The following is a 12,772-nucleotide window of genomic DNA, read 5'->3' on the forward strand; positions in this document are numbered from 1 at the left end:
TCCCGACACTGCACCCCGCGTTCGACGAGGGGTCCGACCGTTAAGGTAGAAGAATGACGTACTCCGTCGCCGTCTCCGGCGCATCCGGCTACGCGGGCGGCGAGATCCTGCGCCTCCTCGCGTCTCACCCGGACATCGAGATCCGCACCGTGACTGCTCACTCGAACGCCGGTCAGCCGCTCGTGCAGCATCAGCCGCACCTGCGGTCACTCGCCCACCTCACCCTGCAGGACACCACACCTGAGACGCTCGCAGGCCACGACATCGTGTTCCTCGCGCTGCCGCACGGCCAGTCCGGTCAGTACACGGATGCGCTCGGCGACACCCCGCTCGTCATCGACGCGGGAGCCGACCACCGACTGACGTCCCAGGACTCATGGGATGCCTTCTACGGCGGCGACTTCCACGAGCCCTGGGCTTACGGCGTCCCCGAGCTGCTCGTCGGCGGTGTCAAGCAGCGCGAGATGCTGCGAGATGCGAAGCGGATCGCCGCCCCCGGGTGCAACGCCTCGACCGTGAGCCTGAGTCTCGCTCCCGGCGTCGCCGCCGGAGTGATCGACGCGGGCGACATCGTCTCAGTGCTCGCTGTCGGTCCGTCAGGCGCGGGCAAGAGCCTCAAGACCAATCTGCTCGCCAGCGAGATCCTCGGCAGCGCGAACCCGTATGCGGTCGGTGGCACCCACCGGCACATCCCCGAGATCCGGCAGGCGCTCGCCGCGGCATCCGGCGCTGCGGCCGACGGCATCCGCATCTCCTTCACCCCAGTGCTGGTTCCGATGTCACGGGGAATCCTCGCCACCTCGACCGCACCGATCGCCGGCGACGCCAGCGACGCGGAGATCCGCGCCGCATGGGAGGACGCCTACGGTGACGAGACGTTCGTGCAGTTGCTGCCCGAAGGTCAGTTCCCGCGCACCGCCGACGTCCTCGGCGCGAACACGGCGCTGATCGGCCTTGCGATCGATCGTGCGGCCAACCGCGTGACCGTGGTCACCGCCGTCGACAACCTCGTCAAGGGCACCGCAGGCGCTGCCATCCAGTCCATGAACCTCGCGCTGGGGCTGCCCGAGTCCCGCGCCCTCTCAGTGAACGGAGTCGCGCCGTGAGCGTCACCGCCCCCGCAGGATTCGAGGCGGCCGGAGTCGCCGCCGGCCTCAAGTCGACCGGCAGACCAGATGTCGCCGTGGTCGTCAACCGCGGCCCGCGCAAGGTCGGCGCCGCCGTGTTCACGAGCAACCGTGCCAAGGCCAACCCGATCATCTGGTCGCAGCAGGCTGTGGCCGATCGTGTCGTCGAAGCCGTCGTGCTCAACTCCGGCGGAGCGAACTGCTTCACCGGCAGCTTCGGGTTCCAGACGACGCACCAGACCGCCGAGAAGGCGGCCGAGCTGCTCGGCGTCAGTGCCGGCGACGTGCTCGTCTGCTCGACGGGGCTCATCGGGGTCGGAGACGAGGTCTTCCGGGGCAAGGTGCTCTCGGGCACCGAACAGGCGATCGCCGAGCTGTCGACCGACGGCGGCCAGGTCGCGGCCGAGGCCATCATGACCACCGACAGCGTCTCGAAGACCGCCGTCGTGAGCCGAGACGGCTGGACCATCGGCGGCATGGCCAAGGGCGCGGGCATGCTCGCGCCCGGCCTCGCGACGATGCTCGTCGTCATCACGACGGATGCCGTGCTCGAGCCTCTCGAGGCCGACGCGGCGCTGCGATTCGCGACCGGCACGACGTTCGACCGCCTCGACTCCGACGGCTGCATGTCGACCAACGACCAGGTCACGCTGCTCGCCAACGGCGCCTCCGAGGTGACCCCCGACCTCAAGCACTTCTCGGCGGCTCTCGCCGAGCTATGCCTCGAGCTCGCGGTCAAACTGCAGGGGGACGCCGAGGGTGCGAGCCACGACATCACCATCGAGGTGCAGCACGCTGCCACCGAGGGGGAGGCCGTCGAAGTCGGCCGCTCGGTCGCGCGCAACAACCTCTTCAAGGCGGCGATCTTCGGCAACGACCCCAACTGGGGCCGGGTGCTCGCCGCGATCGGCACCACGAGTGCGCAGTTCGACCCGTATGACGTCGATGTCTGGATGAACGGCGTGCGGGTGTGCAGCGAGGGCGGCCCCGACCGTCCGCGCGAAGAGGTCGACCTCACCCCTCGCGCCACGCACCTCGTGATCGACCTCAAGGTCGGCGAGGCCACTGCGACGATCCTCACCAACGACCTGACCCACGACTACGTGCACGAGAACAGCGCCTACGCCTCATGACCGACATCCAGGACACCACGCCTGACGTCGCCGCCGTCAAGGCCGCGACGCTCATCGAATCGCTCCCGTGGCTCAAGAAGTTCCGCGACCAGATCGTCGTCGTCAAGTACGGCGGCAACGCGATGGTCTCGGACGAGCTGCAGGAGGCCTTCGCACAGGACATCGCGTATCTGCGCTACGTCGGTGTGCTGCCGGTCGTCGTGCACGGCGGCGGACCGCAGATCTCCGACATGCTGCAGCGCCTCGAGATCCCGAGCGAGTTCAAGGGCGGCTACCGAGTCACCAACACCGAGGCGATCAGCGTGGTGCGCATGGTGCTCACCGGCCAGGTGAACCCGCAGCTCGTGTCGAAGATCAACTCCCACGGTCCGATCGCGACCGGGCTCAGCGGTGAAGACGCCGGGCTGTTCGGCGGGCGTCGCCGCGGTGTCGTGATCGACGGCGAGGAGATCGACCTCGGTCGCGTCGGCGACGTCGTCGAGGTCGACCCGACGCCGGTTCTCGATCACCTCGCGGCCGGTCGGGTTCCCGTGGTCTCGAGCATCGCCCCCGACCTCGATCACCCAGGACAGTCGCTGAACGTGAACGCGGATGCTGCGGCTGCCGCCCTCGCGGTGGCTCTCAAGGCGCGCAAGCTCGTCATCCTCACCGATGTCCCTGGGCTCTACGCCGACTGGCCCAACCGCGACTCTCTCGTGTCGCACCTCACGTCGGAGGCTCTCATCGAGATGCTGCCGACCCTCGAGTCGGGCATGATCCCGAAGATGAAGGCCTGCCTGGATGCGATCGAGGGCGGCGTCGACGCCGCCGCCATCATCGACGGGCGCGTGCCGCACTCGGTGCTCGTCGAACTCTTCACCAGCAAGGGAATCGGAACAGAAGTGGTCATGGGAAGCGCAGGAGTGAAGGCATGAGCAACTGGCAGGATGACGCAGCGAGCGATCTGGTCCTCAACGCAGGGCCCCGACTGGCGATGCTCACCCGCGGTGAGGGGTCGTACCTCTGGGACTCCGAGGGCAAGCGCCACCTCGACTTCCTCGCCGGAATCGCGGTGACCTCCCTGGGGCACGCGCATCCGGTGTTCGTCGAGGCCGTATCGAGGCAGGCCGCGACCCTCGCGCACGTGTCGAACTACTTCGCGACACCCTCGCAGCTGGCTCTCGCCGCCCGGCTGAAGCGCCTCGCCGGAGCGGGGATCGACGGACGCGTGTTCTTCTCGAACTCCGGCGCCGAGGCGAACGAGGCCGCGTTCAAGCTCGCCCGCCTGCACGGCGGAACGGAGAAGCCCCGCATCCTCGCGCTCGAGAACGGATTCCACGGGCGCACCATGGGATCGCTCGCTCTCACCGCGAAGGCGGCCATGCGCGCGCCCTTCGAGCCGATGCCCGGAGGAGTCGAGCACATCCCGGCGACGATCGAGGCACTCGAGGCGGCGATCGACGACCGTGTCGCTGCCGTGATCGTCGAGCCGATCCAGGGCGAGGCAGGCGTCGTCGAGCTCCCGAACGGATACCTGCAGGCCGCTCGCTCACTCACTCTGAAGCACGGGGCGCTGCTCATCGTCGACGAGATCCAGACCGGCGCAGGGCGTACGGGTGCCTGGTTCGGCTTCAGCCACGAAGGCATCACGCCTGACGCCATCACGCTCGCCAAGGGCATCGGTGGCGGCTTCCCGATCGGCGCTCTCGTCACCTACGGTGCGGCTAGCTCGCTCTTCACGCCCGGTTCGCACGGCTCCACGTTCGGCGGCAACCCGCTCGCGACGGCCGTCGCCGACGCGGTGCTCACCGAGATCGAGAGCGCAGGCCTCGTCGACAACGCCGCGCGCCGTGGCGAAGAGATCCGCGAGATCATCGCCGGTATCGACTCGCCGCTCGTCACGGGAGTGCGTGGCCGAGGACTCCTGATCGGGGTGGCTCTGGGCGCCCCTGTCGCGAATGAGGTGGTCGCGGCAGCTCAGGAGCGCGGTCTCATCGTGAACGCCGCCAACCCCGAGACCGTGCGCATCGCGCCGGCTCTCACCATCGGAGACGCCGAACTCGCCGAGTTCCGTGAGCTGTTCGCTGCGTCGCTCTCCGATGTCCAGACATCCCTCGCCGAATCCGGAAAGGCCCTCGCATGACCCGCCACCTGCTGCGTGACGACGATCTGACCCCCGCTGAGCAGGCCGAGATCCTCGACCTGGCCATCGAGCTGAAGAAGGACCGCTGGGCGAACAAGGCCCTCGCAGGTCCCCAGACGGTCGCGGTGATCTTCGACAAGTCGTCCACGCGCACCCGTGTCTCGTTCGCCGTCGGGATCGCCGACCTCGGCGGTTCGCCGCTGATCATCTCGACCGCCAGCAGTCAGCTGGGCGGCAAGGAGACCCCGTCGGACACCGCGCGGGTGCTCGAGCGTCAGGTCGCGGCGATCGTCTGGCGCACGTATGCGCAGGCAGGGCTCGAGGAGATGGCCGCAGGCACCACGGTGCCCGTCGTCAACGCGCTCTCGGACGACTTCCACCCGTGCCAGCTGCTCGCCGACCTGCTCACGATCCGCGAGCACAAGGGCGAACTGAAGGGGCTGACCCTGACGTTCTTCGGCGACGGACAGAGCAACATGGCGCATTCGTACGCGTTGGCCGGAGTCACCGCCGGCATGCACGTGCGCATCGCCTCACCCGCCGACTACGCGCCGCGTGCGGACGTCGTCGAGGCGGCTGATCGCCGTGCTGCGGAGACCGGCGGCTCGATCACCCTGTTCACCGATGCGGTCGAGGCCGCGGCCGGTGCTGACGTCGTGGTCACCGACACCTGGGTGTCGATGGGCAAAGAAGAGGAGAAGCTCGCGCGCATCCGCGATCTCGGCAGCTACAAGGTGACGCCGGAGACCATGGAGATCGCCGACTCGGAGGCCATCTTCATCCACTGCCTCCCCGCCGACCGAGGCTACGAGGTCGACTCCGAGGTCATCGACGGACCGCAGAGCGTCGTCTGGGACGAGGCGGAGAACCGTCTCCACGCCCAGAAGGCCCTGCTCGTCTGGCTGCTCGACAAGAAGGATGCATGATGGTCGACGCGAAGAACGACGGCACGAACGAAGGTGCACTGTGGGGGGCCCGCTTCGCGACCGGTCCGTCGCCCGAGCTGGTGGAGCTGAGCCGGTCGACGCATTTCGACTGGATCCTCGCGCCGTACGACATCGCCGGCTCGCACGCCCATGCGAAGGCGCTTGCGGCTGCCGGATACCTCGAACCCGACGAGGCCGCCAGGATGCACGAGGGTCTCGATGCCGTGGCGCGCAAGGTCGCCGACGGCACCCTGCGTCCCGTCCCGTCGGATGAGGACGTGCACGGGGCTCTCGAGCAGGCTCTGATCGCCGAGCTCGGGCCGGAGCTGGGCGGACGTCTTCGTGCCGGACGCAGCCGCAACGATCAGATCGCCACCCTCGTGCGGATGTACCTGATCGACCACGCGCGCGTGATCGCGCGAGACCTCCTTCGGGTCATCGACGCCCTCGTCGCGCAGGCCGAGGCTCATCCTGACGCGATCCTGCCCGGGCGCACGCATCTGCAGCACGCGCAGCCGGTGCTCCTCGCGCACCACCTGCAGGCCCACGGGTGGCCGCTCGTGCGCGAACTGGAGCGTCTGGTCGACTGGCGTCGCCGTGCCGGTGTCTCGCCGTACGGCGGGGGAGCGCTCGCGGGTTCGACGCTCGGACTCGACCCCGCGCTCGTCGCATCCGAGCTCGGGCTCGACCGCCCGGCCGAGAACTCGCTCGACGGAACCGCGGCGCGCGACGTCGTCGCCGAGTTCGCCTTCATCACGGCGATGACCGGGGTCGACATCTCGCGTCTGAGTGAGGAGATCATCCTCTGGAACACTCGCGAGTTCGGCTTCGTCACTCTGCACGATGGGTATTCAACCGGCTCGAGCATCATGCCGCAGAAGAAGAACCCCGACATCGCCGAGCTCGCTCGCGGCAAGTCGGGGCGCCTGATCGGCAACCTGTCGGGGCTGATGGCGACGCTCAAGGGGCTTCCGCTCGCCTACAACCGTGACCTGCAGGAAGACAAGGAGCCGGTCTTCGATTCGGTGCAGACCCTCGAGGTCGTGCTGCCGGCCTTCGCCGGAATGATCGCGACGCTGCGCTTCGACACCGAGCGCATGGCCGCCCTCGCACCCCAGGGGTTCTCGCTCGCGACGGACGTCGCCGAGTGGCTCGTCAAGCGCCGTGTGCCGTTCCGCGATGCTCACGAGATCTCCGGCGCGCTGGTGCGTGCCTGCGAAGAGCAGGGGATCGGCCTCGAAGACGCGTCCGACGAGCTGCTGATCTCGGTGTCGCCCCACCTCGTGCCCGAGGTGCGCGAGGTGCTCACGATCGAAGGGTCCGTGGCCTCCCGCACGGGCGTCGGCGGAACGGCTCCTGTCCGGGTCGCCGAGCAGCGTGCTGAACTGGTCGCCAGAGCGCAGGCGGCCGCACACGCTCTGGGGCTATAGCCGTCGCGCAGCCGAATCGCGGCGATGCGCCTGACCACAGACGGCCCGCGGAACTCTCGGCGAGAGAGTTCCGCGGGCCGTTCGTCACTCAGCAGAGCGACCTCTCCGCGGAGTATCCGTCGGGTCGAGCTCAGTGCAGTGCGACGTCGGCGGCTGAGCGCATCCAGCGGGTGAAGCGGACGACGAGTCCGGAGCGGGTGGGGCCCGCGAGGAACGGACCGGCGGATGCTGTCGCCTCGCCGTCGAACGGCGCCACCCGCACCAGGCGCCATTCGCCGTCGTCCGCGCGTGCACGCACGATCACGGCATCCGGCCAGCGGCTCACGCGGACCGTGATCTCGCTGCCGTGCCAGTCGTCGACGTAGCCGACCGACCAGTCCGAGCGAATGTCGGTGACGACGGCGCCGAGCCCGAGATGGTCGTCGGCGTATTCGACGCCCGCCTTGATCCAGTGCTCGTCGTCGATGCGCACGAAGACTCCGGCCTGGTCGAACTGTCCGTCCCAGGGGGCGCGGAACGACACGTCCATCGCCTCGCCCACTGCCAGTGGAGCGAGCAGCGCGTGCTCGGTGTCGTGCACGAACCCGTAGGCGGTGTGCCGCCAGGCGTCGCTGCCTTCTACGGCGGTCACGTCCAGGTGTTCGGCACCGGAGGAGAGATGAGCGGGAGCATGGGTCCAGGACCCTTCGGACCAGGGGATGATGTCTGATTCAGGCATGTTCTCAGGCTATAGCCAAATAGGGCATAAACGGAAGTTATTCGTGATACGGTTATCACATGGTCATCGCCGTACTCGCCGATATCGTGGGCTCTCGCAAGCTCGACGATCGTTCGGCGGCGCAGCGAATCCTCGATGACACCATCGCACGTGTCGAGAAGCATCTGCCCCTCGCGCACCACGCGCTCACGCCCACGGTAGGGGACGAGCAGCAGGGCGTCTATCTCGAGCTCGAAGACGCGATGGTGTCGCTGCTGATGATCCAGCTCGCACTTCCCGACGGCATCGCCTTCCGATTCGGGATCGGCGTGGGGGACGTGCGTTCGGTCGACTCGGTGCACGGCGAACTCGCCGACGGACCGGGGTGGTACGCGGCGCGTGCCGCGATCGAGACCGTGCACGCGAGGGAGAGTCGCACCGTGCCGCGCACGCGCACGTGGATTGTCGGAGCCACGGGGCAGGATGAGGTCATGGAGAGCACCATCGCCGCGTCGAACGCCTACCTCCTCGTCCGTGACGAGCTGGTCGGGGCGATGAACGAGCGAGAACGCCGTCTGACCTACGGACGCCTGGTCGGCAGATCACAGCACGACCTCGCCGCCGAGGAGGGTATTTCGCAGCCCAGCGTCTCGAAGTCGCTGCGCAACGCCGGCAGCGCCGCCCTCATCGAAGGCGTCGCCGCGCTGAGGGGGGCGAGCGCATGATCGTCGCCGGATTCATCCTGCTGGCCGTGGGCTCAGCCGATCTCGTGCGCCAGTTCGCCTCGCATCGATGGGTCGGCTATCTCACGGTGGCAGTGATCCTCCTTCTGCTCGGCAGTGTGAGCGACGCGCTGCTGCCCATGATGCTCGCGCTCGTGGTGGGTGCGCTCTGGGTGTGGTGCATGCCGTCCGAGAGACCCGCGCCGCTCGGTTTCTGGCCCGCCGTGCTCCTCGGTGTGCTGAGCATCGGATCGGTCGTCTGGCTGGGTGCCCGCGCGGATGCCGGTCTGATCGGCTCCGTGTGGAGCGTGCGCTCCCCGTTCGGAGATGTCCCGTTCGATCTCGCGATCCTCACCGTGGGAACGGGTGTGTTCCTCTTGGAGTCCGCGAACCTCGTGGTCCGGGCAGCACTCGACGGCGAGCACACGTGGCGGCCTGCCGAGTTGAGGCGAGCCGCGGTGCGCGACACCGCAGAGGCGCAACTGGCCGTTTCCGACGCCCCGGTCGCGCATCCGGTGGCCCCTGTCGCGCAGGCAGACGACGGCGTGACGGGAGTGATCGGCGTGGGTGCGGCAGACACGGCGGCCGCTGAGCAGGCAGACCAGGCGGGCGAAGCCGACGCCGTGCCCGCACGGGATCCCCGGGCGGGCTTCAAGGGCGGTCGACTGATCGGGCCGCTCGAACGCATCCTCGTGATGCTCCTCACCTTGGCCGCCGCGTATCCGATTCTCGCCGCGATGCTGGCCGCCAAGGGAATCGTCCGCTTCCCCGAGATCTCGCGCGACGGCGAGACCGGGGCCCGCGCGGAGTACTTCCTCGTCGGCAGTCTCGTGAGCTGGGTCATCGGGTTGGGTGCAGCCTTCCTCGTGTGGTGGGCTGCGCACGTCTGATCGGATGCGATCACGGCGATTCCCGTGCCCCGACCGCTGATAGCCTGGGGCGCGTGTCGAATTCCGCTCTGACGACCGCCCCGCCGGCGATCGACCCCACGTTCGAGAACGTGTGGGACGAACTGCTGTGGCGCGGCCTCGTCCACGTGTCCACTGACCAGGAGGCGCTGCGCGCCCTTCTCGCCGGGGACCCGATCACGTATTACTGTGGTTTCGACCCGACAGCAGCCAGCCTGCACCTCGGAAACCTGGTGCAACTGCTCACGCTGCGTCGCATCCAGCTCGCCGGTCACAAGCCGCTCGGCCTCGTCGGCGGCTCCACCGGTCTGATCGGTGACCCTCGGCCCACGGCGGAGCGCACGCTCAACACCCGTGAGACGGTCGAGGAGTGGGTGGGGCGCCTGCGCAAGCAGGTCGAGCGCTACCTGAGCTTCGAGGGTGAGAACGCCGCGCGCATCGTCAACAACCTCGACTGGACGGCGCCGCTGTCGGCGATCGACTTCCTGCGCGAGATCGGCAAGCACTACCGTGTCGGCACGATGCTCAAGAAGGACGCTGTCGCCGCGCGTCTGAACTCGGATGAGGGCATCAGCTACACCGAGTTCAGCTACCAGATCCTGCAGGGGATGGACTTCCTCGAGCTCTACCGGCAGTACGACTGCGTGCTGCAGACGGGTGGCTCCGACCAGTGGGGCAACCTGACCAGCGGCACCGACCTCATCCGTCGCGCCGAGGGGGCTTCCGCGCACGCGATCGGCACACCGCTGATCACCAACAGTGACGGAACCAAGTTCGGCAAGAGCGAGGGCAACGCGATCTGGCTCGATGCCGAGATGTGCAGCCCCTACCGGATGTACCAGTTCTGGCTCAGCACGGCGGATGCCGACGTGATCGGGCGGCTCAAGGTGTTCACGTTCCTGACCCGTGCCGAGGTCGAGGAGTACGAAGCTCTCGTCGAGTCAGAGCCGTTCCGGCGTGCGGCGCAGAAGCGCCTCGCGCTCGAGGTCGTGGCGACCGTGCACGGGATCGATGCGACGGCCGCCGTGATCGCGGCATCCGAAGCGTTGTTCGGTCAGGGTGACCTGACCGCTCTCGATGCGTCGACGCTGCGCACCGCTCTCGAAGAGCTCCCGCACGCGACAGTCGAAGCCGGTTCACCGGTCGTGGATGCGCTCGTCGCCACCGGCCTGGTCTCCAGCCTGTCCGAAGCACGACGCGCGATCAGCCAAGGCGGGGTGTCGCTCGACGGCGCACGCGTGGAGGACGACTCGGCCACCGTGCAGGGGACTCTGCCGGGCGGGGTCTCCGTGCTTCGCCGCGGCAAGAAGACCCTCGCAGGAGTCTTCCTCGCCTGAAGGTCTGTCTCTGATCGCGTGACGGCGGTCGTCTGAGGAACTCTCGGATGACCGCCGTCACGCTTCTCACCACCCCGCTCGTCAGGAGAGCCGATGCCGTTCACGCCGAGTCACGCGCTGGTCGCCCTGCCCTTCATCCGCACTCCGCTCGTGCCGGCCGCGATCGCGATCGGCGCCATGACGCCGGACCTGCCCCTGTTCCTCCGCGGTGTCGGCCTCAGGTACTCGTTCACCCACACGTTCGGCAATGTGCTCTGGACAGCGCTGGTCGCGTTCGGGCTCTTCCTGCTCTGGCGCGTGGTGTTGCGCCCGACGGTCGGCGAGCTGTCTCCGCTGTGGCTGGCCCGTCGACTGCCCGCCGACTGGTCGCAGTCCGGCATCGACGCAGCGAGAACGGCCGTCGGCATCGGGGCGCAGAATCGGCTCTATCCCGTCATGCTCGCGGCGTCGCTGGTGCTGGGCGTCCTGACGCACATCGTCTGGGATCTCTTCACGCACGAGGGGCGATGGGGAGTGGATGCGCTTCCCGCACTGGACGACATGTGGGGCCTGCTCACCGGGTACAAATGGCTGCAGTACGGATCGAGCGTGATCGGGCTGCTCATCATCGGCATCTGGGCCATCCGCCGCCTGCAGCACGCCGATCCCCGCGAAGACGTCGAGCGCGCGACGCCAGGGGGTGTCCGCCTGGCGTGGTGGTTGTCGCTACCCGCCGTGCTCATCACTGCGTGGGTCATGGGATACCTGGCGTACGGGCCGTTCACCGAAGAGTTCACGTATCAGCATCTGGCCTATCGGGTGCTGCCGACGGCGTGTGCGCTGTGGGGTGTCCTCACGCTTGCGCTCTGCCTCTCGGTGCCGCTGTTCCGCCGTCTTCACCAGCGCGGCTGATCGGATCCCCAGCGATGGGGCGCTGCGAACTCGAGGCCGGGAAGCACCGACGCGGCGGTGGTGACCGTCTGCCCCGCGACGTCGAACGCGGCGGTGTGCGCGGCGAGATCCAACTCCGGTCCCGCTTGGGGCCGGGAGGATCGCGGCATTCCGAGAAGCTCGGCCGCGACTCGACGCAGTGAGGTTCGCACCACCCAGCCGCCGCCCTCTCGCCGCCGCCGTTCGAGCAGTGAGATGACCGCCGCCGCGAGAAGGTACCCCGTGCTGTGGTCGAGGGCCTGTGCAGGCAGAACTCCGGGGCGATCACCATCGAGGCTCTCGATCATGGCTATCCCGGACTCGGCCTGCACCAGACTGTCGAACCCGGCACGAGAGGGCTCGTCGATTCCCCATGCGCTGAGCTGGGCGATCACCAGGCCCGGATGCCGTTCGAGCAGTGCAGGTGCAGACAGACCGAGACGATCGAGGGATTCCGGCCGATATCCCAGAACGACGACGTCGGCCTCCGCGACCAGCTCCTCGAACCGATCGGTGCGGGCATCGAGCAGCGTCGTTCTCTTGCCGTGACCGGTGTCGAAGTGCTGCCACTCGGGTTCGCGCAGATGCGGCGGATCGACGCGAAGCACGTCTGCACCCAGAAGTGCGAGGGTGCGGGTGCATACGGGGCCGGCGATCACCCGTGTGAGGTCGAGCACTCGCACGCCTGCGAGCGGCGCGCGAAGGTCTCGAGCGCCCGATTCGTGTCGTCCATCGCGGGGTGAGAGATCGATCCGCTCGACCTGGAGCAGGGGAGTGGCGCGCAGCAGCGCATCGTGGTGCGGGTTCTCCCGCAGCACCCGCACCGCCAGCCCGCGCGTCGCCGTGATCCGCTCGACTGCCTCGGCGGCACTCAGCGGCAGGATGGCGGCCCGCACGTCATCGGCGTCGGAGTCAGCAGTGAGAGCGAGTCCGGACTGCAGGCGCATCGCGTGATGCGGGTAGTTGCCGTGAGTGCGGATCCACCCGTCGGCTGCGCGGAAGAACCCCGAGTAGGGCGACCAGACATCGGGGGAGAGTCCATCGATGGTGAGGGCCTGATCACTTCGATAGGCGACGGCGATGCGGTCGGGTTCTGGAGGGAGCCCGATGCCGGATGCCAGGGAGACGGCACGCACGCTCGCCCACGCCAGATCAGCAGTCGCGAGGCGCGACGGAAGAGGCACGGCATGAAGGGGTGCGGTGGCGGTGGATGCAGAGGCCGGCTCGATGCCGAGCTCTGCCCACACCCGCTCCAGCAGCACGGCAGCAGGGGCTCCATTCGGGGGCTCGTTCACGCTGTGATCGTACTCGTGGCGGCGATCTGAGACGAATACCCCCGCTGGACTGGGAAAACCTGCATCGAACGCGGGGGGCGACACGCCCGGGAGTGGTGGCCCGATTTGCCAGAACCCCGGAACCCACGTAACTTATTACTTGTTCGCCCCACAGGGAAGCGGAGAG

12 protein-coding genes are annotated in these 12,772 nt (G+C 68.3%); 10 read left to right on the forward strand and 2 right to left on the reverse strand.

The window, feature by feature from the left end; genetic code table 11:
- Nucleotides 1–53: 53 nt before the first annotated feature.
- Genes argC through argH form a run of 6 tightly spaced genes read left to right on the forward strand, consistent with a single transcriptional unit; the run spans nt 54 to nt 6,738 of the window.
- Entirely contained in the window at nt 54–1,106 is a 1,053-nt protein-coding gene (gene argC / locus RQG82_RS19310) for an N-acetyl-gamma-glutamyl-phosphate reductase (protein WP_311260400.1), read from the forward strand.
- On the forward strand, nt 1,103–2,260 hold the full coding sequence (gene argJ / locus RQG82_RS19315; RefSeq protein ID WP_311260401.1) for a bifunctional glutamate N-acetyltransferase/amino-acid acetyltransferase ArgJ: 1,158 nt from the start codon (nt 1,103–1,105) through the stop codon (nt 2,258–2,260). Before argC ends, argJ begins: the two co-directional genes overlap by 4 nt.
- Nucleotides 2,257–3,174, forward strand: a complete 918-nt coding sequence (gene argB, locus RQG82_RS19320) for an acetylglutamate kinase (protein WP_042536571.1) — start codon at nt 2,257–2,259, stop codon at nt 3,172–3,174. Before argJ ends, argB begins: the two co-directional genes overlap by 4 nt.
- A complete protein-coding gene (locus RQG82_RS19325; RefSeq protein WP_311260402.1) occupies nt 3,171–4,382 on the forward strand; it encodes an acetylornithine transaminase in 1,212 nt (403 codons plus the stop codon). The genes argB and RQG82_RS19325 overlap by 4 nt, the downstream gene beginning before the upstream one ends.
- On the forward strand, nt 4,379–5,308 hold the full coding sequence (gene argF / locus RQG82_RS19330; protein ID WP_311260403.1) for an ornithine carbamoyltransferase: 930 nt from the start codon (nt 4,379–4,381) through the stop codon (nt 5,306–5,308). Before RQG82_RS19325 ends, argF begins: the two co-directional genes overlap by 4 nt.
- Nucleotides 5,308–6,738, forward strand: a complete 1,431-nt coding sequence (argH, locus tag RQG82_RS19335; protein WP_311260414.1) for an argininosuccinate lyase — start codon at nt 5,308–5,310, stop codon at nt 6,736–6,738. Before argF ends, argH begins: the two co-directional genes overlap by 1 nt.
- Nucleotides 6,739–6,868: 130 nt before the next feature.
- Here the strand turns inward: argH and RQG82_RS19340 are convergent, their stop codons facing one another.
- Nucleotides 6,869–7,456, reverse strand: a complete 588-nt coding sequence (locus RQG82_RS19340; RefSeq protein ID WP_311260404.1) for a DUF1349 domain-containing protein — start codon at nt 7,454–7,456, stop codon at nt 6,869–6,871.
- A gap of 59 nt (nt 7,457–7,515) precedes the next feature.
- Here RQG82_RS19340 and RQG82_RS19345 point away from each other — a divergent pair, with 59 nt between their 5' ends.
- The 4 genes from RQG82_RS19345 (at nt 7,516) to RQG82_RS19360 (ending at nt 11,293) form a co-directional block, all read left to right on the forward strand.
- Nucleotides 7,516–8,160, forward strand: a complete 645-nt coding sequence (locus tag RQG82_RS19345; protein ID WP_311260405.1) for a SatD family protein — start codon at nt 7,516–7,518, stop codon at nt 8,158–8,160.
- On the forward strand, nt 8,157–9,047 hold the full coding sequence (locus RQG82_RS19350; protein ID WP_311260406.1) for a hypothetical protein: 891 nt from the start codon (nt 8,157–8,159) through the stop codon (nt 9,045–9,047). The genes RQG82_RS19345 and RQG82_RS19350 overlap by 4 nt, the downstream gene beginning before the upstream one ends.
- A 53-nt stretch (nt 9,048–9,100) precedes the next feature.
- On the forward strand, nt 9,101–10,402 hold the full coding sequence (gene tyrS / locus RQG82_RS19355; protein ID WP_311260407.1) for a tyrosine--tRNA ligase: 1,302 nt from the start codon (nt 9,101–9,103) through the stop codon (nt 10,400–10,402).
- 93 nt (nt 10,403–10,495) lie between these two features.
- Nucleotides 10,496–11,293, forward strand: coding sequence for a DUF4184 family protein (locus tag RQG82_RS19360; RefSeq protein ID WP_311260408.1), 798 nt, complete (start codon nt 10,496–10,498; stop codon nt 11,291–11,293).
- On the opposite strand, the gene RQG82_RS19365 is transcribed toward RQG82_RS19360, so the two are convergent.
- Nucleotides 11,278–12,606, reverse strand: coding sequence for a CoA transferase (locus tag RQG82_RS19365; RefSeq protein ID WP_311260409.1), 1,329 nt, complete (start codon nt 12,604–12,606; stop codon nt 11,278–11,280). The genes RQG82_RS19360 and RQG82_RS19365 overlap by 16 nt on opposite strands.
- Between the last annotated feature and the right edge of the window lie 166 nt (nt 12,607–12,772).

Origin of the sequence: Microbacterium sp. WCS2018Hpa-9 (assembly GCF_031843745.1) — a bacterium.
Lineage (GTDB): Bacteria > Actinomycetota > Actinomycetes > Actinomycetales > Microbacteriaceae > Microbacterium.